Origin of the sequence: Mesorhizobium sp. B2-5-7 (assembly GCF_006440875.1) — a bacterium.
Classification (GTDB): Bacteria; Pseudomonadota; Alphaproteobacteria; order Rhizobiales; family Rhizobiaceae; genus Mesorhizobium; species Mesorhizobium australicum.
In genome coordinates this window covers 242,960-267,813 of record NZ_VFUO01000006.1, presented here as the reverse complement: position 1 = coordinate 267,813, position 24,854 = coordinate 242,960, and the positions used below count along the sequence as shown (strand labels likewise).

Genomic DNA, 24,854 nt, shown 5'->3' with positions numbered 1-24,854 from the left:
AGGATGCCGGTGCAGACCAAGAAGATCATCAATGACGGCAACCGTGCCGTCGACGAAATGCTCGAAGGGATCCTGGCCGCGCATCCTCGCCATCTCGGGAGCGTGGACGGCAGTCCGCGCTCGATCATCGCCCGCGATGGACCGAGGCCCGGCAAGGTCGGGCTGGTGATCGGCGGCGGCTCCGGCCACGAGCCGACCTTTCTCGGCTTTGTCGGCAAGGGGCTGGCGGACGCGGCGGCTGTCGGCAACGTCTTTGCCTCGCCGCCGCCCGATCCGATCCTCGAATGCACCAAGGCGATCAGCGGCGGCGCCGGCGTGCTGTTCATGTACGGCAACTATGCCGGCGACGTGATGAATTTCGACATGGCGGCCGAGATGGCCGCCATGGACGACATCGAGGTGCGCACGGTGCTGACCACCGACGACGTCGCCTCGGCGCCGCGTGACCAGCGGCGGAAGCGCCGTGGTGTCGCGGGTAATTTCTTCATCTTCAAGGCGGCCGGTGCCGCCTGCGACCTGATGCTCTCCCTCGACGAATGCGAGCGCGTCGCGCGCAAGGCCAACGACCGCACCTTCACCATGGGCGTGGCACTGTCGCCCTGCTCGCTGCCGCAGACCCGGCGGCCGAATTTCGAGATCGGCACGGACGAGATGGAAATCGGGATGGGCATCCATGGCGAACCCGGCATCGCCCGCGGCAAGCTCGGGACCGCCGACGAAATCACCGACGAGATGCTCGACAAGATTTTCGCCGAGATGGCGCCGAAGCGCGGCGACAAGGTCGCGGTGCTGGTCAATTCGCTGGGTTCGACGCCGCTGATGGAGCTCTACATCATGAACCGCCGGGTCAAGCAGAGGCTCGACGCCATCGGCGTTTCGGTCCACGCGACCTGGGTCGGCAACTACTGCACGTCGCTGGAAATGGCCGGCGCTTCGGTGACGCTTTTCCATCTCGACGAAGAATTGCAGGCGATGCTCGACCACCCCTGCGACTGCGCCATGTTCCGTGCCGGCTGAGGAGCGCTCCATGACCATCGCCGCGTTCGACCTGAAAAGAATGTTCGATGCGATCGCCGTGGCGATGGAAGCCGACAGGGACCGGCTTTGCCAGCTCGACGGCGTCATCGGCGACGCCGACCACGGCATTGCCATGGCGCTCGGGTTCAACGCCGTGCGCGATGCGCTGGCATCGCTCGACCTTACGGCGGCCGAGCCGACCGCGCTCCTCAACACCGCGGCGAAATCGTTCCTCAATGCCGTCGGCGCGTCCTGCGGCCCGCTCTATGCCACCGCCTTCATGCGCGCCGCCGCCGCCGTCAAGGGCAAGGTGACGCTGGCGGATGCCGATGTCGTCGCGCTGCTGCAGGCCATTGCGCAAGGCATCAAGGATCGCGGCAAGGCCGAAACCGGCGAAAAGACAATGGTCGACGCCTGGCAACCGGCGGCGGAAGCGGCCGGCGCCAGCCATGCAGCAGGAAAAAACCTTGCCGAAAGCCTCCAGGCCGCTTTTGCCGCCGCAGAGCGCGGCGCGGAATCGACCAAGGACATGATCGCCGCCAAGGGCCGCTCGTCGCGGCTCGGCGAACGCTCGCTCGGCCATATCGATCCCGGTGCGGCTTCGGCCGTCACCGTCATCGGCGCGATGCGCGACAGTCTCGCTTAGCTCTTCGCCGCATCGAGCCTGTCGATCGCCTGGACGTTGCCGGCCGACGGTCCCTTCTCGTCGAACTCCGAGGCCAGCCAGGTATCGACAATGGCCTTGGCCAGTTCCGGGCCGATGACGCGGGCGCCCATGGTGATGATCTGGGCGTTATTGGATTTCGCCGCGCGTTCGGCCGAATAGGTGTCGTGGGTGAGTGCGGCGCGAATGCCAGGCACCTTGTTGGCCGAGATCGAGACGCCGATGCCGGTGCCGCAGAACAGGATGCCGCGATCGTTCTCACCGTCGACGATCGTCTGGGCAAGTTTCCGCGACAGGTCGGCATAGAAGCCGGCCTGGCTGAGGTCGCTGACGGTGAGCCCTGGCTTGGTCGCCAGATGCGCTGATATGACGTCGAGCAGCGGCTTGCCGGCGCTGTCGGCTCCAATGGCTATTTTCATTTTTTGTCCTTTCCGGTTCGATAATTCAGATGGCGGCCGACGCGCGGCGCAGGATGTCGATGTAGCCTTCGGCCTGCCAGGCCGAGCGGCCGATGAACAAGCCGTCGATGTTGGGCTGGGCGATCAGTTCCGCGGCATTGCCGGGATTGACGCTGCCGCCATAGAGCACCGGCGGCACGGACGGCAGCAGACCGCCGGCGACCGTCTTGATCAGCGCCTGCTGCCTGTCGGCATAGTCGGAACTGGCCGGAATGCCCTTGTCGCCGATCGCCCAGACCGGCTCGTAGGCGAACAGGATTTTTGCTTCCCTCGCCTCGCCCTCGAGGAATTGCAGTGCACCCTCGACCTGGCTGGTCAGCACCGCATCGGCCTTGCCGCTTTCGCGCTCGGCCAGCGTCTCGCCGACGCAGATCAGCGGTATCAGTGCGTGCTTGACCGCCGCCGCCGTCTTCAGCCCGACCGTGCGGTCGGTCTCGCCGAAGTGCTCGCGCCTTTCGCTGTGGCCGAGTTCGACCAGGTCTAGGCCGCAATCGTTCAGCATCACCGGCGAGATCTCGCCAGTCCAGGCGCCGGCGTCGGCCCAATGCATGTTCTGCGCGCCGACCTTGACGCGCGTCATCGACAGCGCCTGCCCGACCTCTCGCACCGCCGTGAAAGGCGGGACGACGAAAGGCTGGATGCGATCGTCGAAACCCGCCACGAAGCCGGCCAGTGCGCCTGCAAAATCAAGCGCCTCGGCGAGCGTCTTGTTCATCTTCCAGCTTGTACCGACCCAGTAAACCACGCGTACACTCCTTGGTCCTCAGTCCCCGTTTGATCATCAATCCTTGTCGGCGACCACCGTCAGCGAGACGCCGGCCGCATCCAGCGTGTCGCGCATTCCGGGCTCCGGCCCGCGCCCGGTGAAGACGGCGTCGAATGCCTTGAGATCGGCCAGGAAATGCAGCGCGCTGCGGCCAAACTTGCCGTGATCCACCAGCAGATATTTGCGTGTCGCCGCGGCCATCATCAGTCGCTTGGCCTGCACCACTTCCTGGTCCTGATGGAAGGCGGAGGCGCCATGGATGGCGGACGACGACAGGAAGGCGACGTCGGCACGCAGCGACCGCAGCGAAGCCTCGGCGAGCAGGCCGAAGAAGCCGTGGAATTTCTTCGAGTATTGGCCGCCGAGCGCGATCAGGTTGATGCCCGCGGCACCGGCCAGGTCCTGGATGACGGCGAGATTGTTGGTGATCACCGTCAGTGGCCTGAGATCGACGAGATACCGCGCGATACCGCCCGCGGTCGAACCGTCGTCGATGATGACCGTCTGGCCGGGTTCGATCATGGTCACGGCCGCCGCCGCAAGGCGCTGTTTTTCCCCGATCGCCTGCTTCTGCCGGTAGCGGAAATCGCTTTCAAACAGACTGCTCGGCTGGATCGAGGCGCCGCCGCGCACCTTGCGCAGCAAACCGCTCTCCTCGAGCTCGTCGAGGTCGCGATGCACGGTCATCCTGGAGACGCCAAAGCGGGAGGCAAGATCGTCGACGCTCGCCGCGCCGGCATCCACCAGGAAGTCCATGATGCCTTGGCGTCTGTTGTCGCTCTTCATTCTCGCCGACCCGCCAACGCAGAAGCCTGGCTCCTTGATCGAACGAAGATATAACAGATATGATCGCATAGGTATCATGATTTTTGTGATAATGGGATATTTTGTGGGATATTTCGCCGGCTTTTATCGCGCCGCTGTAACAAGAATTGCTGCCGGGACGGTCTGTCACGGTTGCGGTTGCGCGGGATTCCGGCCAGAAGCATCGGTGGGCTGAACGATGCGCGGGCGGCCCGCAACCACAGTTCGAAACCAGATACGGGAGACTAATCGTTGGCTCGCATCACACTGAGACAATTGCTCGATCACGCCGCCGAATACGGCTATGGCGTGCCGGCCTTCAACATGAACAACATGGAACAGGGCCTCGCCATCATGGAGGCTGCCGAGGAGACCAAGTCGCCGGTCATCCTGCAGGCGAGCCGCGGCGCCCGCGCCTATGCCAATGACGTGGTGCTGGCCAAGCTGATCGACGCGCTGGTCGAGATCCATCCCGACATCCCGGTCTGCATGCATCTCGACCATGGCAACAACGAAGCCACCTGCGTCACCGCGATCCAGCACGGCTTCACCTCGGTGATGATGGACGGCTCGCTCAAGGAAGACGGCAAGTCGCCGGCCGACTATGCCTATAATTCCGGTATCACCAAGCGCGTCGTCGACATGGCGCATTGGGGCGGCGTGTCGGTGGAAGGCGAGATCGGCGTGCTGGGCTCGCTCGAGAGCGGCGGCGGCGAGCAGGAAGACGGCCACGGCGTCGAAGGCGCGATCAGCCACGACCAGCTCCTGACCGATCCGGTGCAGGCCGAACAGTTCGTGCGCGATACCCATGTCGATGCGCTGGCGGTGGCCATGGGCACCAGCCACGGCGCCTATAAATTCTCGCGCAAGCCTGACGGCGCGGTGCTGGCGATGAACGTGATCGAGGAGATCCACCGGCGCTTGCCGAACATGCATCTGGTCATGCACGGCTCGTCCTCGGTGCCGGAGGACCTGCAGGAGATCATCAACAAATATGGCGGCCAGATGAAGCCGACCTGGGGCGTCCCAGTGGAAGAGATCCAGCGCGGCATCAAGCATGGCGTGCGCAAGATCAACATCGACACCGACAACCGCATGGCGCTGACCGGCGCGATCCGCAAGGTGCTGACCGAAAATCCCAGCGAGTTCGATCCGCGCAAATATCTGACGCCGGCGATGGCGGCGATGAGGAAGCTCTGCAAGGAGCGCTTCGAGCAGTTCGGCACCGCCGGCAATGCGCCGAAGATCAAGCCGCTACCGGTTTCGGAAATGGCCAAGCGCTACAAGTCGGGCAGCCTCGATCCGAAATTCGCCTGAGTTCGATCCGGTTGCATTTTATGGACAGGAGCCCATGGGCTCCTGTCCGATTTCTATCCGGCTTTCGGCAGCAGGCCAGGCCTGCCGGTCTCGATGAAGGGCGCCCAGAAGTCGACCGACTCGCGGATCATGGCGACCACCTGATGGTCGACCGGCTCGCGCTCGCGGAAGGATAGTTCGAGACAGATTTCGTTGTCGGTGCCGCCGCCGCGTCGCACCGTCTCCAGCAGCTTCTCAGGCGTGATGCGGCCGTCCTTGTTGTGGGCCGCGGTGAATGGCCAATGGCCACCCTTGTTCATCGACGATTGCTTGATGTGGATGATCGGCGACTTCAGGGGAAAAGCTTCGGCCCAGGCATAGGGATCGATGTCGGCCGGATTGGAGGAAGTGACGTCGCCATGGTCGATGTCGACCATCATCTCCAGCGGAATGGCCATGCCGGCCGAGTCGATCGCGTCCTGCAGCATCCGGCAATTCTCGATCGTGTGACCGAATTCGCGACCGACCGACATCGGCTCCCAGAACAGATAGGTCAGGCCTGCCGCCCGGGCGTGCTCGGCGACCTCGCGCCAGCAGTCCATCGCGATGTCGAACAGCCTGGCGCGACGGGCGGGATCGTCATAGTCCCGATGCGTGAAGATGGCGAACTGCGTGCCCATGCCGCTGGCGCCAAGCTCGGCCGAGATGTCGGCGAAGGTCTTGAACCAGTCGACATAGTAGCGGCGCACATCGGCATCCGGATGGCCGAAATGGTTCAGCCGGCCATAGGGGCCGGTCATGCCGGAGGTGACGCGCACGCCGGTGCGATCCAAGGCGTTGCGGAACAGGCGGACGAACTTGACGATCGTCGCCGCCGGCCAGCCTGGGTTGACGAATTCATGCGTGAGCTGAACGTCGCGAATGCCGATCTCATAGGCGACGGTATCGATCAGATCGTCCGGCTCGGCGAAGCGGTTGACCAGCGGATTGGTGTTGAGGGAGAGCGTGAAAGCCAAGGTCGCGATCCCTTCAACGCCGGCGCCGAACAGGGGCAATGAGCGTCATCAGCCTGCCCTTGCCTGCCGGCTGGCGCACCAATGCTCGAAGGCCGACTTCTCCTCGGCGGACAAATGCAGGCCATGCTTGGTGCGCCGTTCGAGAATGTCGGCCGCGTCTTCCGCCCATTCCTGTTCGAAGAGGTAGTTCGCCTCGCGCTCGAAGAAATCCTTGCCGAAGCACCGCCCCAGTGCGGCGAGCGATCGGGCGCCGCCGACCACGGACCGCGTCCTGGTGCCGTAGAGCCGACCGTAATGCTTGAGCAGCGATGCCGGCATCCATGGATACTCGCCTGCGAGGTTGCCAAGAAACTGTTCGAAGTCGGCATTGGCGATGTCGCCGCCGGGCAGATGCGCCTTCGCGGTCCAGGCTTTGCCCATGCGGGGAAAGAACGGTGCGATCCTGTCCAGCGCGTGCTCGGCCAGTTTGCGGAAGGTGGTGATCTTGCCGCCGAAGACGGAAAGCAGTGGCGCCTGCGCGTCCGGCGCGTCGAGTTCGAAAATATAGTCGCGCGTCACCGCGCTCGGATTGTCGGCGTTGTCGTCATAGAGCGGCCGGACACCGGAGAACGAATGGACCACGTCGCCCCGCGCAAGGCCGCGCTTGAAATAGCGGTTGACCACCTTGATGAGGTAATCGATCTCGCTCTCATCCGCCCTCACATCCTCGGGCCGGCCCTCGTAGGGGATGTCGGTGGTTCCGATCAAGGCCAGATCGTTCTGGTAGGGATTGATGAAGATGACGCGCTTGTCGTTGTTCTGGACGAGATAAGCCTGCCTTCCCTCCCAGAATTTGGGCACGACGATATGGCTGCCCTTGACGAGGCGGACGTTGCGCCTGGAGTTCTGGCCGGCAACGCGGTTGACGATGTCGTTGACCCAAGGGCCGGCGGCATTGATCAGCGCGCGGGCCCGTACACTGGTCTTGATGCCGGTCCTGACGTCGCGCATCTCGACAACCCAGAGGCCGCCTTCGCGGCGGGCCGCGGTGCAGGCGGTGCGGGTGAGGACCTTCGCTCCCCGTTCGGCGGCGTCGAGCGCATTGATGACGACGAGGCGGGCATCGTCGACCCAGCAGTCGGAATATTCGAAACCGCGCTTGAAGCTGTCCTTGAGCGGCGCCCCCTCGGGCGCTGTGCGCAGGTCGAGCGTCCGCGTGGCGGGCAGCCGCTTGCGGCCGCCGAGATGGTCGTAGAGGAAAAGGCCGAGCCGCACCAGCCATGCCGGCCGGTCGTCCGGGCTGTGCGGCAGCACGAAGCGCATCGGCCAGATGATGTGCGGCGCCGATTCCAGCAGCACCTCGCGCTCGATCAGCGCCTCGCGCACGAGGCGGAACTCGTAGTATTCGAGGTAGCGCAGACCGCCATGGACGAGCTTGCCGGAGCGCGAGCTGGTGCCTTCCGCGAGATCGTTCTTTTCGCACAGGATGACGGAAAGCCCGCGGCCGGCGGCGTCGCGCGCGATGCCGGCGCCGTTGACGCCGCCGCCGATGACGAAGAGGTCGACTATGTCAGGGCCGACGCTCATCTTGCCGTCACCCCGCTGCCTGATTTTCGCATCATGGCCATCGCTCTCAGCACGGATTGACCGGAGGCAGGCCGGCCAGGTAGCGGCGCACTTCCTCGGCGGCCTGCTCGGCGGCATAGGTCACGGTGCGCACCGAAGCGCCGGCGATATGCGGCGTCAGCGTCACATTGGGCAGCTGCAGCAAGGGCCAGTCCGACGGCACCGGTTCGACCGCGAAGGTTTCCAGCATGGCGCTGGCGATCTGCCCTGAAACCAGCGCCTCGTAGAGTGCGTCGTAGTCGACCAGCGGGCCACGCGCCGTATTGACGAAGATCACGCCCGGCTTCATCCGCGCGATGGTGTCCTTGCCGATCAGACCGCGTGTCTCCTGCGTCACCCGTGAATGCAGCGTGACCACATCGGAGCGCGACAGGAGGTCGTCGAGCGCAATCAGTTCGACGCCAGCGTTGCGATCCTCGGCGCTCAGTTGCACATAGGGATCGCTGACCAGGACGTGGCAGCCGAAGGCGCGCAGCAGGCGCACCACCTTCGTGCCGATATTGCCGTAGCCGACCACGCCGACGGTCATTTCGCCGAGCTCGCGGCCGGTGCGGTCGGCGCGGTAGAGATCGCCACGCCATTCCCCCTTGCGCAAGGCCTCGTGGCCGACCCGGATCAGCCGCGTCTCGGCCAGGATGGCGCCGATGGTGAACTCGGCCACGGCGGTCGCGTTGCGGCCGGGCACATTGACCACGGTGATGCCGTGCACCCTGGCCGCTTCCATGTCGATGTTGATCGGGCCGCCGCGCGACACCGCGACCAGCTTGAGCCCCGGCAGGCGCCGCATCATGCCCTCCGACAGGGGCGCAAGCTGGGTGACGAGGATTTCGGCATCGCCGATGAAGTCGACGACCTCGTCGGGATGGCCGAAATATTCCTTGACCTTGTCGAGGCCGAGCGCGGCGTTGCCGAACTCCATCGGCTCGTCGGGCCAGGCCGTCTGCAATGTCCTGATATCGAGGTCGCCACTGGCCACCTTCTCGATTTTGGCGCGAAACACCTCCGGCAGCATGAAGTTGTCGCCAATGATCGCTATTTTCCTCAGCATACTCGACTTCTCAATTTTCCTGCGATGTCGCTATGGCACGCCAGACCGGCCGCAGGGCCTGGTGCGCCAGCATGTAGGACGGGGTCATCCTGTCGTAGATCGCGGCGAGATCCGGGTCGCTCGGCTCGGCCTCGCCGAGCAGCGGCGTCACCCATTCGCCGACGCACTCGTCCATGGAGGCGTATTGGCCGACGCAGACCGCCGCGATCATTGCGGCACCGGCCGCACCGGCCTCCTCGCGCGCGCTGGTGCGCGTGTCGGCACCAATGGCCGCACCCAGGATCTTGCGCAGCGCCGGGCTTCTGGCGGCGCCGCCGGTCAGGCGAATTTCGCGTGGCAGCGGGCCCATGGCGGCGTAGCAATCGCGCGCCGCGAAGGCCAAGCCCTCGAAGACGGCGCGCACCAGATCGGCGTAGCCGTGACGCGACGAAATGCCGACGAAGCCTGCCCTGGCATTGGCATCGACGAACGGTCCGCGCTCGCCGGCTTCCGACACGTAGGGCTGGTAGAGCAGCGAAGCCGGCTGCGAGGCCGCGATCCAGGCATCGACCAGCGCGATCATCTCGCCATTGCTGCGGGTTATGCCTTGCGAGGCGAGGATGCCGGAAGCGAGGCCAAGCACCCAGTCGATGTTGAGCGTCGCCGCCATGTTGGACTGCATCTGCGCGAAGACGCCCGGCGCCGGCATCGCCATCGTATAGCCGGTCGCCGCTTCGTTGAGCTGCACATCATCAGGGGTCTCGGCCAGCCGCATGTGCATGCCGGTGGAACCGATGATCGAGCAGCCGGGCTTGCGCTCGCGGTCGAGGAGGCCGGCGCCGAGCGCGGTGCAGACGACGTCGACATAACCGAGCACGACGGGTGTGCCGGCAAGCATGCCGGTGACTTCGGCGGCGGCCGGCGACAGTCCGGCGCTGTGGCTCGTGCCGTCGACGATCGGCGGCAGCAGGTGCCTGAGATCGGCGACGCCGAGGACGTCGAGCACGTCCCCACTGTAGTCACGGGTGCGGAAGTCGCCGAAAGTGAAGGTCCCTTCGGACGGATCGGTGGCGCGTTCGCCGGTCAGCTTGAAATAGAGCCAATCCTTGCAGTGGAACGCGGTCGCGGCCTTGCCGAGCATTTCGGGCATGGTGCGTTTCATGAAGGCGAACTGCGAGCCTTGCTGGCAGGCGGCGAGCCCGCTGCCGGTCTTCTCGAAGCGCAGCCGGTCATCGGGCCGCGCACGGATTTCCTCGACGACGCCGGCGGCGCGCGCGTCGAGCCAGAGCCAACCCTTGGCCACCGGCTCGCCCTTGCCGTCGATCAGCCAGGTGCCGTCGCCCTGCCCGGTCACCGCTATGGCGACGGTCCGGCTGGCGAGATCGGGCACCTTGTCGGCAAGCTGGCGCAAGGTGGTGGCGGCATCGGCCCATGTGCGGGCCAGATCCTGTTCGGCGCCGCCGCCCGGCAGCGTCTCATAATGGTTCGGCGTTGCCGCGGCCGCGATCTGGCGGCCCTTCGTGTCAAAAGCGATGGACTTGATGACGGAAGTGCCGGCATCGATGCCTATTAATAGATCGCGCATCACGCGAGCTCCATGCCGTGCGAGATCGCAATGCCGCTCGCCTGGTCGAAGACGTGCAGGTTTTTGGGATCGATGCTGACATTGATGGGCGCGCCGAGGTCGAGCCGGGTGCGGTCATGCTCCACCAGGACCAGCGAGCCGCCGGCGAAGTCGGCGGCGATGTGGGTCTGGTCGCCGAGCCATTGGTTGGCCGAGACCCTGGCCGGAACACCCTCCTTCGAGCGCCTGACCGCATAGGGCCTGATGCCGATGACCACCCGCTCGCGGCTGAGCAGCTGGTCGCGAACCGGAGTGCTGAAGGCGTCCTTGTCATAGTCGAGCGACAGCCCGTCGGGCAGCTTGAGACTGATGCGGCCGGCGGTCGTGCCGACAAAGGCCTCGAAGACGTTCATCGGCGGCTCGCCGACGAAGGTGCCGGTGAACAGGTTCGCCGGGCGCTCCTTGATCCGGTCCGGCGTATCGAACTGCTGCAGCACGCCGCCCTCCATCACCGCGATGCGGTCGGCCAGCGCATTCGCCTCGGTCTGGTCGTGGGTGACCAGGATCGCGGTCAGGCCGCGTTCCTTGATGAAGTGCTTGATGCGGCCGCGCAGCACGGCGCGAAGCTGCGGCTCGAGCTGGCCCATCGGCTCGTCCAGCAGATGCAGGTCGGCCTCGCGGATCAGCGCCCGGCCGAGGCTGGCGCGCTGCTGCTGGCCACCCGAAATGGAGCTGGGATAGCGCTCCAATATGTCCTCGATCTCCAGCAGCTTTGCGATGCTGGCGACCTTGGCGTCGACCTCGCTCCTGGGCAGCCTTGCGGCCTTGAGGGCAAAGGCCATGTTCTCGCGCACGGTGAGCGGCGGATAGAGCGAATAGCCCTCGAAGGCCATCGCCACATTGCGTTTGACCGGCGGCAAGGTGTGTACCGTGCGGCCGGCGACCGCGATCGCGCCACGCGACACCTCCTCGAAGCCAGCGATCATTCGCAAGGTCGAGGTCTTGCCGCAGCCCGACGACCCGAGCAGCGCCACGATCTCGCCCTCGCCGATCTCCATCGTCAGGTTCTTGACGGCGTGAACGCCCCTGTCGATCGGGCCATAGAACTTGTCGACGCCTGATATGGTGAGCGCGCTCGGGCTCATGCCGCTTCTCCGTTGCGCAGTTTGACGACATTCCTGGCGCCGATGCGCTCGCCGCTCGCCCGATCGAACAGCAGGGCGCTCTCGCCGTCGACGGCGATATGCGCCTTGCCTTCGCTGCGCCCCGGGGTTCCGGCCGGGCGCGAGACCAGGATTTCACGGCCGCGCACGGTGCGCACCAGGGTAACGATCTTTTCGTTGAGCGGCGTCTCCGCCTCGACGGTCACCGGAACGGCGCCGGGTTCGTTTTCGCCGACGAAATGCAGGGCCTCGGGTCTCAGCCCGATGATGCAGTCGCGGCCGATGGCGGCCTCGGGAGCATCGGCGAGATGGACCTGCACATTGGACAGGCCGACATAGCCCCCCCGGGCATCGCGCGCGGGCTTGACGTCGAGCAGGTTGATGGTCGGATCGCCGAACAGCCGCGCGATCTCGACGTTGGCCGGCTCACGATAGATCTGCTCGGGCGTACCAAGCTGCCTGATGACGCCTTGCGACATCACCGCGATGCGGTCGCCGAGCGCCATGGCTTCCTTGTAGTCCTGGGTAACGTAAACGACGGTGGCGCCGCGATCGGCGAGCAGCCGCGGCAGTTCAAGCCGCATCTCGAAACGCAGCTTGGCGTCAACATTGCGCAAGGGATCGTCGAGCAGAAGGAGCGGCGGCGAACCGACCAAAGCGCGGGCAAGGGCCGTGCGCTGCTTCTGGCCGTTGGAGAGCGCGCGCGGCTTGTGGGAAAGCACATGGCCGATCTTCAACAATTTGGCGACGCTCTCGACACCGGCCTTGATCGCGCTCTGCGACGAGCGCTTGGCCGCCAGCGGCGTCGCGATATTGTCGAAAGCGCTCATATGCGGAAACAGCGCGAAATTCTGGAACGCCATGCCGACGCCGCGGAATTCCGCGTCGACATCGGTCATGTCCTCGCCGCCGATGAGGATCTTGCCTTCGTCCGGATCGATGACGCCGGCGACCAGCCGCAACAGCACAGTCTTGCCGGCGCCCGAGGGACCAAACAGCACCAGCGTTTCGCCATCGGCGACGGTCAGCGACAGATTGTCGAGGACGGTCTGGCTCTTGTAGCGCTTGACGACGTTTCTGAGTTCGAGGCTGGCCATTTCTATCCTTTCACCGCGCCGAGCGACAGGCCCTCGACCAGATAGCGCTGTGCGTAAAGGGCGAGCGCCAGCGTCGGCGTGATCGACAAGACTATGGCCGCCGAAATCTGGCCGTACTGGATGCCCGATGAAGTGATGAAGGCCAACGCGCCGACCGTCACCGGCTGCTTGTCGGCCGAAGCCAACACCAGCGCGAAAACGAAATTGTTCCAGGCGAAGATGAAGGCAAGCAGGCCGGCCGCCGCGATGCCAGGGCCGGCGAGCGGCAGCGCGATCTTGCGGAAGGTGGCGAACCAGGAATGGCCGCCGATGCGGTAGGCATATTCGATGTCGGCCGGAATATCCTCGAAATAGCCGCGCACGATCCACAGGATCAGCGGCAGGCAGATCAACTGGTAGACCCAGATCAGCCCGATATAGGTGTTGGCCAGGCCGAGCTTCTGGAAATAGAGGGTCAGCGGCAGCAGCACCAGAAGTGCCGGCGCGAACTTGAACGACAGCAGCGTGAAGGCGATGTCTTCCGAACCGCGAAATTTGTGGCGCGCGAAGGCGTAGGCCGCCGGCACGCCGAGCAGCAGTGAAACCGCCACCGAGGTCACCGACAGGAATACCGAGTTCCAGAGGTTGCGCATGAAGGCGATGTCGAGCGTGCCGGCGGCCGTCATCAGCTTGCCGGTGATCAACGCCGTGTAGTTGGCGAGCGTCGGTTCGAAGATGAGCTGCGGCGGGATGCGCAGAATGGTCTCGTTGGTCTGGAACGACATCATGAAGATCCACAGGATCGGGAACATGAAGAAGATCACGACCAGCGTCAGTGCCGCGCCGCGCAGGATGCGTTCGAAAAGCGAGGTATGTTCCATCGCCGCCTCCTATGCCTGGCCGCGGGCGCGTTCGCGCAGCCTGAGCCAGTTCTTGATGAAGATGTTGGAGAGGAAATAGGTGATCGCCCACAGGATGATCATCAGCGCCGCCGAGCGGCCGACATTGGTCGACTGGAAGAAGTTGAGATAGGCCTCGACCTGGAACACGGTCAGTGTGTCGCCCGGCCCGCCCTGTGTCATGGCGTAGATGATGTCGAACTGCTGGATGGAATCGAGCAGGCGAAACAAGGTCGCCGTCAGGATGTAGGGCGTCAGCATCGGCAAGGTGATGCGGAAGAAGACGAAGCTCCTCGGCACGCCGTCGAGCGCGGCGGCCTCGAAGGGCTGCGTCGGCAGGCTGCGCAGGCCGGCAAGCAGCAGGATCATGATGAAGGGCGTGTAGACCCAGATGTCGACCAGCACGACGGTGAACAGCGCCGTGGACGGTGACGACGCCCAGCGAAAATCCTGCAGCCCGATGAGGCTGGCGAGATAGCTCAGCACGCCGAAGCCCGGATTGGTCATCAGCTTCCACATCAGTGCTGCCAGCGCGGGCGCCGTCATCAGCGGCATCAACAGCATGATCGAGATGAAGTTGTTGAGCGTCGAGCGCTTCTGCAGCAGCAGCGCGATGGCGAGACCGAGAAGCAGTTCCAGCACGACCGTGGTGCCGGCATAGAGCAGCGACACTTTCAACGTATTCCAGAATTTCGGGTCGGTGAAGAAGGAGATGTAGTTGTCGCCCCAGTTGAACTGGCGCGCCCAAGGCTGGCTCAGACGATAGCGTTGGAACGAGTAAACGACCGACGTCAGGAACGGGATCAGGATGCCTATGCAGACCAGCAAGGCCGGCAGGCTGAGCACATAGGGCAGCACCCGCTTGCTGATCCTGAAGCCGGATGGCTTGAGCCTTTGCGATACCACCGCAGTCATCGAGCTGCTCCGTTGTTGCTGTCGCTTCGCCCTGCCGGCCGCCCAAGGGAGCAAGGCGGCCGGTGGGGCGAAATGGCGGTCACCTTTCGGCACCGCATCGCAAACATGAAAGATGTGGCGAGGGCCGAACCGCCAAGCAGGCCGGCCCTCGTTGCGACTTAACCGAGGCCGGCTTCCTTGAGCTGGCCGTTGATGCTCTCGGCGAGCTTGTCGAGGCCCTCGTCGATCGGCACTTCCTTGGACACCATCTTCTGCAGCGTCGCCGCCCATTCGGTGGTGAGATCGAAGAACAACGGCTGCGCCGTGAACTTGATCGAGGCGCCGGGTGCCGAGGCGTCGAACATCTCGACATAGCCCGGATAGCTCTTGTTCAGCTTCTCGCGGAAGACCTCATCTTTCCAGACCGACTGGCGGACTGGGTTGACAAAATCCATCTTGGTGGCGCCGAACAGCGCATGCTCAGGTCCGGAGGCCCATTGCATGAAGTACCATGTGGCGTCCTTGTCCTTGGAGAAGTTGGACATCGACAGCGACCAGATCCAGATGTTCGGCGTTGGTGCCTTGGCCTCCGGATTCGCCTTGAAGGCGGCGAAGGCAAGCTTGCCGGCCATCTTGTTGTCGCCACCATTCATGAAGTAGCCAAGGATATCGGCGTCGAAGATCATCGCCGAGGCGCCGGCGCCCAGATCGGTGCCGACCTGGTACCAGGTGTAGGTCGACCAGTCCTTCGGGCCGCTCTCCTGGATCATCTGCACCCACTGCTTGTGGAAAGCCTTGGACTGGGCGGTGTTCATGGCGGCCGACAATTTACCGTCGGCCGACACGTTCAGGTCCTTCTGATCGAAATTGGCGTAGGCCGACAGGAACCCCGGGTGTATGGTCGCCCAGGAGCGCGAGCCGCGCACACCAATGCCGTAGACGCCGCCGCCGACATCCTTGGTGAGCTTGGCGGCAGCGGCCACCATCTCGTCCATATTGCCGGGAACCTTGACGCCCGCCTTGTCGAACATCGCCTTGTTGTAGGTGATGTTGTTCTGCTCGAACCCCCACGGAATGCACCACTGCTTGGCGTCTTCCGATCCCAAAGCTCCGCCCGGCTTGCCGTTCCAGGCGCAGGAATTCTTGACGCCTGGCAGGAAGTCGTCCCAAGCATAGTTCGGGTTGGTCTTGGCCGGATCCTTGATCCATTCGTTGAGGTCGGTGATCCAGCCGGCTGGGCCATAGGTCCAGGTCATGTACGCGCCGGTCATGAAGGCATCATATTCGGGCGAGCTCGCCGACAATGCGGCCGTCACCTTGTCGAAATAGACGTCTTCGGGGAATACGTCGTAGACGACGTTCATGCCGGTCAGCTTCTTGAAGTTCTCAAGATTGGCGATCATGGCGTCGGCATAGGGATGCTTGTTGAGCAAGAGCTTGATGGTCTTGCCCTTATGCGCCTGCCAGTCGAAGTCGGCGGCAAGCGCGCGGGTCTGGCCGAGGTTGAGCAGCGAGCCGGCGGTGCCGGCGGCGAGACCCATGGCACCCAGGCCCTTGATCAGTCCACGACGGTCGACTTGTCCGCGCAGGAAGGCATCTATCAGGTCTTTCTCTTTCTCATGCATTTCGTCTTCTCCTCCACAGGGTAGTTTCAACTGGACTGTTGCCGGCTACCCGACCGGCGTCTCTTCCACGAGCGATCGCGCCGTGCGCTCGTCCGTTATCAGGCCCTTGAGATAGCGCCCCTCCAGCACCGACTTGATTGCGCGAACCTTAATCCTGCCGCCGGCGACGGCGACAATCCGGCGGCTGGCGATATCCTCGCGCGCCAGTGCCAGCGCCCGGTTGGAAACGGTCGTCGCCACTGCCTTGCCGGCCTCGTCAAAGAAATGGCCGAGCAATTCGCCGACACCGCCATTGCGACGGATCTCCTCCATCTCGCCCTTCTCGATCATGCCGGTGGCGACAAGCGAAGCCTCGCGTTCGGCGGTGCCGATGCCCGCAAACAACAGGTCGGCGGATCTGGCGAGATCGAAGACCTCACTAATGCCCTTCTGGCCCAGCAGCACGATGCGGTCCTCCGCCGTGTTGGCGAACATCGGCACCGGCATCACATAGGCTTCGGCACAGGTGCGTTCGGCGAGACGGTGGATGACATCATGCGGGTTGGCCGAGAATTTCCGCGTCAGGCCACCAAGCAGCGAGACGAAACGGATGCGGTCGGTGGTGGTGCGCGGCAGATATTCAACGCAGGCCGCGAGCGTGCGGCCATGGCCCACGCCGATCAGCGCCTGCTCGCCGCGCTCGATCTCGCGCTTGAGGAACTGCGCGCCGGCGATGCCGAGCGCCTTGAGCGGCAGATCCTCGGAATCGAAATCCGGGACCACCTCGCAATAGTCGAGGCCGTAGCGGCGGGACAATTCGTCCTCGAGCTCGACGCATTCCGACACTTCGCCGTCGATATAGACCTTCACCAGGCCTTCCTGATTGGCCTTGGTGATGAGGCGGTGCGCCTTGAGGCTGGTCAGCCCCAGCCGCTTGGCGACCTCGGACTGGGTCAGGCCGCCGGCGTAATGAAGCCACGCGGCCCGCGCCGCCATGCTGGCATCATCGTCCCGCAAAAGGCCGTTTCCAAAACCAACCACGTTTCCATCCCGGTGATATTTTTATCATTTGCTGCAAAATTTTTCACACGGACCGGACGAAGTCAAGCGCCACCTTCAAATTGCATGGCGTTTGGTCGGCTGCCGCGCGACGGTTCGCCGGGAACCTCACGAAGGCAAAAAGGTTCTTACATCGACAGCCCGAGGTCGCGACGTACCGGCCAGCCGCAAGCAACGTCGTCAGCGAGGGCGCCGAAATCCTGAGAAAAATGGAGGGCGGAGCACCAGCGCCGCCCTGACAGGGCGATGTTCGAGCCGCTTTGCTGCGATATGCCACTTCATCCGACATGGCCCGATCTTGTCGCCCGGTTGCTGCTTGCGCTGCTGGCTGGTTTCTTCATCGGCCTGAACAGGGAAGCGCGCGGCCACACCGCCGGGCTTCGCACGACCATCCTGGTCGCCCTGGCAGCCGCTGTGGCCATGATCCAGGCCAACATACTGCTTGATACCACGGGTAAGGGAATGGACTTCTTCGCCAGCATGGACGTGCTGCGTCTGCCGCTTGGCGTGCTGACCGGCGTCGGCTTCATCGGCGGCGGCGCCATCCTTCGGCGCGGCGATCTCGTGACTGGGATCACCACCGCGGCCACCATGTGGATCATGACGATGATCGGACTTGCCGTTGGCGGCGGCCAGTTTGGTCTTGCGGCAATTGCAACCGTGCTGACGCTACTGACACTTCAGGTGTTGAAATGGGTCGACCTCAAGTTGCCGCGCGACCACCATGCGATCCTGTCGGTTTCCTGGGCAAACGGATTCCCACCTGACCTTCCGGAGATGGTGCGGCCGCTCGGCTACGGCGCGCGCCTTGCCAAGATCGAGCATGATCCCAGCCGCGACCGCTTCGTGTACTCGTTCAATCTCGAATGGAGACAGTCCGACGCCGCCGAACCCTCGACGGAAATCCTGGCGCTGGTCGCGCGCGAATGCGAGATCGAGCGATTCGAGCTCATCGGCGAGAAGGCGTCCTGAAGAGCAATTTTTCCGCCCCGGGGACGCGGCAGATACCGCGGGTCGCCTGCCCGGGAGGTCAATCGAAGAGAAAGGTTACTGCAGGGTCCGTGCGGCGGACGGCACGGAATGGCCATGTGCCATGCCGGCATCGGCATCACCCTCGCCGAGCGAACGATCGAGGCCCGTCGCCACCACCGAGACCCTGAAGCGGCCTTCCATGCTCTTGTCGAAGATGGCGCCGACGATGATATCGGCGTCCTCATAGACCTCTTCACGGATGCGCGTGGCCGCCTCGTCGACCTCGAACAGGGTCATGTCCCGGCCGCCCGAAATCGACACCAGCACGCCCTTGGCGCCCTTCATCGACATTTCGTCAAGCAGCGGATTGGCGATCGCGGCTTCCGCCGCCTTCATCGCCCGGCCTTCGCCCGAAGCCTCGCCGGTTCCCATCATGGCGCGGCCCATGCCGCGCATCACCGATTTGACGTCGGCGAAGTCGAGATTGATCAGGCCTTCCTTGACGATGAGGTCGGTAATGCAGCTGACGCCTGAATAAAGCACCCTGTCGGCGATGACGAAGGCATCGGCAAAAGTGGTCTTGGCATCGGCAATCCGGAACAGGTTCTGGTTGGGGATCACGATCACGGTGTCGGCGGCCTCGCGCAGCCGCTCGATGCCCTCTTCGGCCATCTGCATGCGGCGCCTGCCCTCGAAGGTGAACGGCTTGGTGACGACGCCGACCGTCAGGATGCCGGCCTTGCGCGCCGCCTGGGCGATGATCGGGGCCGCACCGGTTCCGGTGCCGCCGCCCATGCCGGCAGTGACGAAACACATGTGGGTGCCGGCCAAATGATCCATGATCTCGTCCAGCGATTCTTCGGCCGCGGCACGGCCGATCTCGGGCAACGAGCCGGCGCCAAGGCCTTCCGTGACGTGCGCGCCAAGCTGGATCAGCCGCGTCGCCTTCGACATAGTCAGCGCCTGGGCATCGGTGTTGGCGGCAATGAACTCGGTTCCCTGAAGCTGTTCCACGATCATGTTGTTGATCGCGTTGCCGCCGCCGCCGCCGACGCCGATCACGGTGATCTTGGGTCTCATCTCGGAGATTTCCGGCTTCTTGAACTCGGCCATGCCTGCTTCTCCTTCGCCAATTGCGTGCGCTTCACGACCCACAAGCAGACTGCCTGCAAGACATTGCAATCGAGCGGCATGACGCGAATCAGTCCGTTCGGATGGGTACCCCAAAAAGCCAGAGAGCGGCCGGACGTGCAAGTGCGTGAAGGTCAAGTTTTGTGATGAAGAGGCCGACCTTCGAGAACGACTGTCCGGTTTCGGACGATCGCGATAATGTCGTCGTGGATCAGGCACCAAGCGGATGCCTGCGACGGATGCCTAGAACTCGCATTTGCCGAGGCCATCGATGGCTGAGCGAGATTTCTACGGACTTAATCAGCAAGCAAGGCCGAGGGGATATATGCGCCCTCCTGACCCAAAGGTATGAAAGAATTGTCCAGTTTGCCATCAATGAGAGTGCGACAGCCGGGGAGAGTGCGACAGCCGGGATCGCGACGCGGATTTTTGCGGCGATGAAACGCCCCGTCGACCACGGCGCCATGGCCGTCTCAGGCTATACCGTTCCTTGGCATACAGCGGCAGGAACACCAGTCGCCCTCCATGTCTCGTCGTCGCGGCCGGTACGCGACGTGCACGTCGTGCGGCTCGACACGCAAGCGGCCGAGCCGATGGGCTGGCGCGTCGAGCCGACGGGAAATGCCGTGTCCCGTCGCGATTTCGATCACGGATCCTTCCTCAGGGTCGCGGCGGCGGAACTTGCCAAGGCCACCGAGATCGAAGGCGTCGCCTTCGAAGTATACTTGACCCGCAACGATGGCGCCCGCGTGCTGTTCGAAAGCGGAAACCTGCGCCTCGGCTTGCAGGACGGGCGGCTGATATCAGGCGACGACGGCAACTCGCCCGATAGCGACGTGGTCTTGCCGGCAAACACCTGGCTCAAGGTCGAGATTTCGTCGAACGACGGCGCGACCGTGCTGCGGATCGATTCGGACGATCTCCTGTCGCCGTTTCGCCTGGATCGTCGATTCGACCTGCCGTGGCGGCTCCTGACCGGTGACATGGTCTTCGGCACCAGCACGGCAAACGATGTCAGGTCGCTCAACGCGAAATTCTCGACGATCTCGCTGCAAACCGCGGCTGGCCGTATCGCCTGGACGTTTCCGACCCTGCTGCCGAGAGGCCCGCTCGCCTCGACAGGCACCGATCGCGTCCTCTTCCTGGAAACGGTCAACCAGCCCGCCTTCTGCATGACCTCGCGCCGCTGGGACGGGTCGAGTTTCGACCCCCGGCTGGTGCCGTCGCATTACGACGCCGTGCATTGCCACGACGACGACATGGAGGCGTTGCAGTGGCCGGCCTCATACCAATTGCAGGTTCCCGCCGAGGCGCCCGCCGGGGTCTATGCCTTCGAGGTCGGTCACGATGAAGGATCGGAGCGTATCGTCTTCTTCATCACTTCGTCGGAGCGCCGGGCGCCGTTGTTGTTCCTGGTGCCGACGGCCACCTATCTCGCTTACGCGGACGAATTCCTGCCGGCGCATCTCTACGAATGGATGTGCGAAGATCGCGGCCATCGCTTCGCGATCGATAACAATCTGAAGTCGCTCTACGACTATCACAGCGACCTCAGCGGCGTGTCGATCTGTTCCACCAGGAAGCCCAAGGCGACGCTGCGTGACGACTACAAGTATCCGCTCTGCGGCTGCCCGCACAATCTGCCGGTCGACCTGCATTTTCTACGCTTCTGCCACAACAATGATATCGCCTTCGATCTCATCACCGACCGCGACCTGCACGAACTGGGTCTTGCCGGCCTGCAGGAGTATCAGGCGGTCATCACCGGTAGCCATCCCGAATACATGTCGGTCGAGATGGAGCATGCGCTGCGCCAATTCGCGGCGGCGGGCGGCAGCATCGCCTATCTCGGCGGCAATGGCTTTGCCGGCAAGGTGGCGTTCCAGGACGATCTGATGGAATTGCGCCGCTCGCCGCTCGAGGCGGGCCGGACCTGGGACGGCCCCATCGCCGAACAGTCACTGTCGATTACCAACCAGCCGGGAGGCTACCTGCGCGCCAGCGGGCGCGGCGAGTTCTCGCTGACCGGCGTCGCCATCTCGCTGATGGGTTTCGATGGCGCGCGGCCTTTCACGCGTACGCCGGAAAGCCGTCAGCCCTCGGCCGCGTGGTTGTTCGACGGCGTCACCAGCGAGACCTTCGGCGACGAGGGCATCGTGCTTGGAGGCGCCGCCGGCTACGAGGTCGATGCCACCGACCCGCATCTGGGCACATCCCCCGACACCATGGTCATTGCCCGCGCGACCGGATTCCCGGACAGCTTCGTCCATGACGCGACGCGCTGGTACGAAGGAGGTGACAGAGAGCGCGACGAGCGCCGCTGCGCGGAGATGACGCTGCGCCATCTGCCCTCGGGCGGTCTGATCTTCTGCGCGAGTTCGGTCGCCTGGTGCGGCGCCTTGCCCGCGGGCGATGCCATGAACGACGTCGGCCGGATCACCAGGAATTTGCTGACGCATCTGGCGCAGGAAAAGAGGCTCCGGATCGATAGCCGGAAAGGAAGGCAGCCCGCCGCACCACGCCGGCTCCGGCGGTTGGCTTGCCGCGCAACGATCGAAGCGTCTATCATGCCTGGTCAATCGGCGGCTTGGGTGTTCCCGCCGTGCCGGGCCTAAGCTTTGTCCGCGGCGCGTGTCGTCAGGTCATTTTCAGAACGGATGAAGGTGCGCCCCGCCAATGGCCGGCAGAACACATTTCGGTTTGACCGCCGTCGACACCGTGCCCTTGCACGAGAAGGTCTATCTGGAGCTTGTGCGAGCCCTGATGTCGGGCCAATTCCTGCCCGGTCAGAAGCTGACCTCGCGCAGGCTCGCCAGGGAACTCGGCACCAGCGACATGCCGGTGCGCAGTGCCTTCATGCGGCTGCAGGCATTGCGGGCACTGAGCCCGATGCCGAATGGCAGCGTCGAGGTGCCGGTGATCTCGGCCGAGCGGTTCTCGCAATTGACCGCCGTGCGCACACTGCTCGAAGGCCCGGCGACCGAGCTTGCGACGAAACTGATCAACGGCAACAATCTGCGGGCGATCCGACGCCATTGCACAGAACTGACCCTGACGGCCCGCAAAGGCGATATCGGCGACTATCTCAGGAAGAACCACGATTTTAAGTTCTCGATCTATCGCCATTGCGGCAACGAGCAGATGATCTTCCTGATCGAGACGGTGTGGATGCAGGTCGGCCCGTTTCTCAGAAACCTCGCCGTGGGATTCGAGGACGACCTCTCCTCCATCCTGGATATCGACTATCACGAGGAAGTCGTTGCCGCGATCGAGGCGCAGGACGGTGCGCGAGCGCGGGCGGCCATCGTTCGCGACATCGACGAGGGTGCTGCCCACATCCTGCGGCAGGTCAGATTCCCGGAAGCGAGGAGCTAGGCCGGTGTCTCCTGGACCCCAGATGCCGCTTGGCTTTCCCTTGCCTTGTCGCTATGTTGCGATCGCAGATCGCGCAATTGGTTCCTGAAATGCCTCCCGACATACCGGCTAATGACTTGAAAAAATGAAGGAAACTTTTCCGACCGATGTCGGAGATGCCTTCATGAACTCATCAGCCGCTTTGTCGTAAAAATAGGGTGCTCGCCTCAGACGCGACACCGCAGGGAACCAGAGGTTTGAAATTGAGCGATGCAATTGCGGACGTTTTGAACTGGCTTGAAAGCCGAAGCGACATCCAGAGCCTGAGGGCCGCGGTGTGCGACCTCAACGGCATCATGCGGGGAAAACGCATCCCCGTCGAGCAGGCCCGCAAGGCACTGGAGGGCAAGCTGCGCATGCCCTACTCGCTGATCGGGCTCGATGTCTGGGGCGAGGACATCGAAGGCAACAGCCTGGTCTTCTCGACCGGCGATGCCGATGGCCTTTGCCAATGGACGGGTCGCGGCATTCTGCCGGTGGAATGGACGGCGCATCCGACGGCGCTCGTCCCGCTCTGGCTCGCCGATGAGAGCGGAGCGCCCTATCTCGGCGACCCCCGGCGGGCACTGGCTCGCATCCTCGGTCGCTACAAGGCGCTCGGCCTGACGCCTGTCGCGGCGACCGAACTCGAATTCTACCTGGTCGATCCGCAATCGCAGCGGCCGGTCGGACCGGTCTCACCGGTCACCGGGCGGCGTCTCGATTCCGACGCGGCGCTGTCGATCGACGAGATCGACGATTTCGAAGCCTTCATCCACGACATCTATGAAGCCTGCCGGGCGCAAGGCATTCCCGTCGACACGGCAATCGCCGAAAACGGCGTCGGCCAGTTCGAGATCAACCTGAACCATGTCGCCGACGCCTTGCGGGCGGCCGACGATGCGGTGTTGTTCAAGCGCACGGTGAAGGGCATTGCCCGCAAACACGGCTTTGCCGCCTGCTTCATGGCCAAGCCCTATGGCGATCGCGCCGGCAACGGCTTCCATGTCCATTTCAGCCTGGTCGATGCCGATGGGCGCAACGTATTCGACGACGGCACCGACCAGGGTTCCGACACCATGCGGCACGCGGTCGGCGGGCTGCTGGCGGCGATGGCCGAAAGCACGCTGGTGTTCGCGCCGCACTTCAATTCCTACCGCAGGCTGCGCCCGAGATCCTACGCGCCGACCGCGGTCGCCTGGGGTTACGAGAACCGCATGGTCGCGATCCGCATCCCCGGCGGCCCGACCGGCGCGCGCCGCATCGAACATCGCGTCTCGGGAGCCGACGCCAACCCCTATCTCGTGCTTGCCGCCATACTGGGCGCCGCGCTGATCGGCATCGAGAAGCAGATGTCGCCAGGCGACCCGGCGGGGAGTGACGGGCAAGGCGTTGCCCCGGCCAAATTGCCGCCGGACTGGGCGTCGGCGATTGCAACCTTTGAAGGCGGGACGCATGTGGCGGAGATCTTCCCGGCGATTCTGCGCGACTCCTTCGTCGCCTGCAAACGCCAGGAATTGAATACGTTTGCCCTCAACGTCAGCGATTTCGAGATCGAGACCTATCTCGAAAGCGTCTGAGGCCTTTACGACGAGCGCTCGGCCTTCAGCACCGTGACCGCCGCCTCGCTGTTGTGAACGTAGTCGTTGGCGTCGGGCTGCTTCTGTACCAGCAGGATGAACAGAAGGTCGGTCAGCGTCAGCTGCGCGTCGCGCGCGGTGATGGAGGAAGAGCGCGCGCGTTCCTCGTCGGCGAGGGTGTAGAGGCGGATGTCGGCGACGCGGCTCAGCGGATTGTCGTGCAGGCCGGTGACGGCGATCACCGTCGTGCCACGCTTGCTGGCAAGCTCCGCGATACGCAAGGTTTCGATGCTGGCGCCGGAATAGGACAGCGCGAACAGCACATCGTCAGGCCCGAGCGTCGAGGCGTTGGCCATCTGGATGTGGCTGTCGCTGTCATGCAGCACATTGCGGCCGAGCTTCATCAGCTTGTATGAAAAATCGCGCGCCACCAGCGAGGAGGCGCCGACGCCGACCAGATGGATGCGCCGCGCGCCATCAAGCAGGTCCAGCGTCCTGGAGAGGATGCGCTCGCTGTTGGCGGCGACGGTCTGCTGCATCGACAGCAGCTTGCTGCCGATCAGCTTCTTCAGGATGACCGGAAAAGTATCACCCACCTCGATCGAGCCATGGATGACGCCGGCCGGCACCTGCCAATCCTGCGCCTTGGCCTCGCTGACGGCGAGCTTGAGCTCCTGATAGCTGGCATAGCCGAGCTTCTGGCTGAACTTGACGACGCTAGACTGGCTGCGGCCGATCTCGGCCCCAAGTGCCGCCGTCGACAGCCGCAGCATCTGGTCGGGATTGTCGATGATATAACGGCCGATCTCGCGATCGCCGGGCGCCATGCCGTCGAGCTCGGCACTGATCCTGCTTAAGACGGACAC

Annotated in this window: 22 protein-coding genes; 7 read left to right on the top strand and 15 right to left on the bottom strand. The window is 64.0% G+C overall.

The genetic code is table 11. From position 1 onward, the window contains the following. Positions 1-9 precede the first annotated feature (9 nt). Together FJ543_RS25240 and dhaL are read left to right on the top strand one after the other, a co-directional pair. Positions 10-1,017 carry a dihydroxyacetone kinase subunit DhaK gene (locus FJ543_RS25240; protein ID WP_140715172.1) on the top strand — a complete coding sequence of 336 codons (1,008 nt, stop codon included), beginning with the start codon at positions 10-12 and terminating at the stop codon, positions 1,015-1,017. Positions 1,018-1,027: 10 nt separating this feature from the next. Further along, on the top strand, positions 1,028-1,663 hold the full coding sequence (gene dhaL / locus FJ543_RS25235; RefSeq protein ID WP_140878008.1) for a dihydroxyacetone kinase subunit DhaL: 636 nt from the start codon (positions 1,028-1,030) through the stop codon (positions 1,661-1,663). Here the strand turns inward: dhaL and FJ543_RS25230 are convergent. The 3 genes from FJ543_RS25230 to FJ543_RS25220 are packed head-to-tail and all read right to left on the bottom strand — an operon-like array spanning position 1,660 to position 3,691. After that, positions 1,660-2,100: an RpiB/LacA/LacB family sugar-phosphate isomerase gene (locus FJ543_RS25230; protein WP_140617404.1), complete on the bottom strand. Its 441-nt coding sequence runs from the start codon at positions 2,098-2,100 to the stop codon at positions 1,660-1,662. The two genes, dhaL and FJ543_RS25230, sit on opposite strands and share 4 nt — an antisense overlap. A 25-nt stretch (positions 2,101-2,125) precedes the next feature. Further along, entirely contained in the window at positions 2,126-2,884 is a 759-nt protein-coding gene (locus FJ543_RS25225; protein WP_140878006.1) for a triose-phosphate isomerase, read from the bottom strand. A 36-nt stretch (positions 2,885-2,920) separates the two neighbouring features. After that, positions 2,921-3,691: a DeoR/GlpR family DNA-binding transcription regulator gene (locus FJ543_RS25220; protein WP_140878004.1), complete on the bottom strand. Its 771-nt coding sequence runs from the start codon at positions 3,689-3,691 to the stop codon at positions 2,921-2,923. A 270-nt stretch (positions 3,692-3,961) separates the two neighbouring features. On the opposite strand from FJ543_RS25220, the gene fba reads away from it, so the two are divergent. Then, complete coding sequence (gene fba, locus FJ543_RS25215) at positions 3,962-5,026, top strand: class II fructose-bisphosphate aldolase (RefSeq protein ID WP_015318960.1); 1,065 nt, start codon at positions 3,962-3,964, stop codon at positions 5,024-5,026. A 53-nt stretch (positions 5,027-5,079) separates the two neighbouring features. On the opposite strand, the gene FJ543_RS25210 is transcribed toward fba, so the two are convergent. The 10 genes from FJ543_RS25210 to FJ543_RS25165 form a co-directional block, all read right to left on the bottom strand. Continuing rightward, positions 5,080-6,021 carry a TIM barrel protein gene (locus tag FJ543_RS25210; protein WP_140878002.1) on the bottom strand — a complete coding sequence of 314 codons (942 nt, stop codon included), beginning with the start codon at positions 6,019-6,021 and terminating at the stop codon, positions 5,080-5,082. A 48-nt stretch (positions 6,022-6,069) separates the two neighbouring features. Then, entirely contained in the window at positions 6,070-7,587 is a 1,518-nt protein-coding gene (locus FJ543_RS25205) for a glycerol-3-phosphate dehydrogenase (RefSeq protein WP_140878000.1), read from the bottom strand. Positions 7,588-7,633: 46 nt separating this feature from the next. After that, positions 7,634-8,674: a 2-hydroxyacid dehydrogenase gene (locus FJ543_RS25200; RefSeq protein ID WP_181174082.1), complete on the bottom strand. Its 1,041-nt coding sequence runs from the start codon at positions 8,672-8,674 to the stop codon at positions 7,634-7,636. A 10-nt stretch (positions 8,675-8,684) separates the two neighbouring features. Continuing rightward, entirely contained in the window at positions 8,685-10,238 is a 1,554-nt protein-coding gene (locus FJ543_RS25195) for an FGGY-family carbohydrate kinase (protein ID WP_140877998.1), read from the bottom strand. Then, the gene (locus FJ543_RS25190) at positions 10,238-11,362 is read right to left on the bottom strand and encodes an ABC transporter ATP-binding protein (RefSeq protein ID WP_140724579.1); all 1,125 of its coding nucleotides are present in this window, start codon (positions 11,360-11,362) and stop codon (positions 10,238-10,240) included. The genes FJ543_RS25195 and FJ543_RS25190 overlap by 1 nt, the downstream gene beginning before the upstream one ends. Continuing rightward, on the bottom strand, positions 11,359-12,477 hold the full coding sequence (locus FJ543_RS25185) for an ABC transporter ATP-binding protein (RefSeq protein WP_015318966.1): 1,119 nt from the start codon (positions 12,475-12,477) through the stop codon (positions 11,359-11,361). The genes FJ543_RS25190 and FJ543_RS25185 overlap by 4 nt, the downstream gene beginning before the upstream one ends. Positions 12,478-12,479: 2 nt before the next feature. Then, a complete protein-coding gene (locus FJ543_RS25180) occupies positions 12,480-13,337 on the bottom strand; it encodes a carbohydrate ABC transporter permease (protein WP_140715182.1) in 858 nt (285 codons plus the stop codon). A 9-nt stretch (positions 13,338-13,346) separates the two neighbouring features. Continuing rightward, on the bottom strand, positions 13,347-14,270 hold the full coding sequence (locus tag FJ543_RS25175) for a sugar ABC transporter permease (RefSeq protein WP_015318968.1): 924 nt from the start codon (positions 14,268-14,270) through the stop codon (positions 13,347-13,349). A 158-nt stretch (positions 14,271-14,428) separates the two neighbouring features. Beyond that, a complete protein-coding gene (locus tag FJ543_RS25170; RefSeq protein ID WP_140877996.1) occupies positions 14,429-15,874 on the bottom strand; it encodes an extracellular solute-binding protein in 1,446 nt (481 codons plus the stop codon). Positions 15,875-15,919: 45 nt separating this feature from the next. Next, positions 15,920-16,894, bottom strand: a complete 975-nt coding sequence (locus FJ543_RS25165; RefSeq protein WP_181174081.1) for a sugar-binding transcriptional regulator — start codon at positions 16,892-16,894, stop codon at positions 15,920-15,922. A gap of 264 nt (positions 16,895-17,158) precedes the next feature. Between FJ543_RS25165 and FJ543_RS25160 the strand changes: the two genes are divergently transcribed. Continuing rightward, a complete protein-coding gene (locus FJ543_RS25160) occupies positions 17,159-17,884 on the top strand; it encodes an MgtC/SapB family protein (protein WP_140715185.1) in 726 nt (241 codons plus the stop codon). Between the two features lie 75 nt (positions 17,885-17,959). Here the strand turns inward: FJ543_RS25160 and ftsZ are convergent, their stop codons facing one another. Continuing rightward, entirely contained in the window at positions 17,960-18,997 is a 1,038-nt protein-coding gene (gene ftsZ, locus FJ543_RS25155; RefSeq protein ID WP_140715186.1) for a cell division protein FtsZ, read from the bottom strand. A gap of 455 nt (positions 18,998-19,452) precedes the next feature. On the opposite strand from ftsZ, the gene FJ543_RS25150 reads away from it, so the two are divergent. From FJ543_RS25150 to FJ543_RS25140, 3 genes are all read left to right on the top strand, one after another. After that, positions 19,453-21,630: a N,N-dimethylformamidase beta subunit family domain-containing protein gene (locus FJ543_RS25150; protein ID WP_181174080.1), complete on the top strand. Its 2,178-nt coding sequence runs from the start codon at positions 19,453-19,455 to the stop codon at positions 21,628-21,630. Between the two features lie 61 nt (positions 21,631-21,691). Beyond that, positions 21,692-22,390 carry a GntR family transcriptional regulator gene (locus FJ543_RS25145; RefSeq protein WP_140661516.1) on the top strand — a complete coding sequence of 233 codons (699 nt, stop codon included), beginning with the start codon at positions 21,692-21,694 and terminating at the stop codon, positions 22,388-22,390. 242 nt (positions 22,391-22,632) lie between these two features. Next, on the top strand, positions 22,633-23,988 hold the full coding sequence (locus FJ543_RS25140) for a glutamine synthetase family protein (protein WP_140877994.1): 1,356 nt from the start codon (positions 22,633-22,635) through the stop codon (positions 23,986-23,988). Between the two features lie 5 nt (positions 23,989-23,993). On the opposite strand, the gene FJ543_RS25135 is transcribed toward FJ543_RS25140, so the two are convergent. After that, positions 23,994-24,854 (bottom strand): MurR/RpiR family transcriptional regulator, encoded by an 861-nt coding sequence (locus FJ543_RS25135; RefSeq protein WP_140877992.1) that lies wholly within the window; start codon positions 24,852-24,854, stop codon positions 23,994-23,996.

Bases quoted from the DNA above. Each gene is read 5' to 3' on its own strand.
- dhaL (WP_140878008.1), top strand. From the start codon at position 1,028: ATGACCATCGCCGCGTTCGACCTGAAAAGAATGTTCGATGCGATCGCC.
- FJ543_RS25230 (WP_140617404.1), bottom strand. From the start codon at position 2,100: ATGAAAATAGCCATTGGAGCCGACAGCGCCGGCAAGCCGCTGCTCGAC.
- FJ543_RS25220 (WP_140878004.1), bottom strand. From the start codon at position 3,691: ATGAAGAGCGACAACAGACGCCAAGGCATCATGGACTTCCTGGTGGAT.
- FJ543_RS25205 (WP_140878000.1), bottom strand. From the start codon at position 7,587: ATGAGCGTCGGCCCTGACATAGTCGACCTCTTCGTCATCGGCGGCGGC.
- FJ543_RS25200 (WP_181174082.1), bottom strand. From the start codon at position 8,674: ATGCTGAGGAAAATAGCGATCATTGGCGACAACTTCATGCTGCCGGAG.
- FJ543_RS25195 (WP_140877998.1), bottom strand. From the start codon at position 10,238: ATGCGCGATCTATTAATAGGCATCGATGCCGGCACTTCCGTCATCAAG.
- FJ543_RS25190 (WP_140724579.1), bottom strand. From the start codon at position 11,362: ATGAGCCCGAGCGCGCTCACCATATCAGGCGTCGACAAGTTCTATGGC.
- FJ543_RS25185 (WP_015318966.1), bottom strand. From the start codon at position 12,477: ATGGCCAGCCTCGAACTCAGAAACGTCGTCAAGCGCTACAAGAGCCAG.
- FJ543_RS25180 (WP_140715182.1), bottom strand. From the start codon at position 13,337: ATGGAACATACCTCGCTTTTCGAACGCATCCTGCGCGGCGCGGCACTG.
- FJ543_RS25175 (WP_015318968.1), bottom strand. From the start codon at position 14,270: ATGACTGCGGTGGTATCGCAAAGGCTCAAGCCATCCGGCTTCAGGATC.
- FJ543_RS25170 (WP_140877996.1), bottom strand. From the start codon at position 15,874: ATGCATGAGAAAGAGAAAGACCTGATAGATGCCTTCCTGCGCGGACAA.
- FJ543_RS25160 (WP_140715185.1), top strand. From the start codon at position 17,159: ATGTTCGAGCCGCTTTGCTGCGATATGCCACTTCATCCGACATGGCCC.
- ftsZ (WP_140715186.1), bottom strand. From the start codon at position 18,997: ATGGCCGAGTTCAAGAAGCCGGAAATCTCCGAGATGAGACCCAAGATC.
- FJ543_RS25150 (WP_181174080.1), top strand. From the start codon at position 19,453: ATGAAACGCCCCGTCGACCACGGCGCCATGGCCGTCTCAGGCTATACC.
- FJ543_RS25145 (WP_140661516.1), top strand. From the start codon at position 21,692: ATGGCCGGCAGAACACATTTCGGTTTGACCGCCGTCGACACCGTGCCC.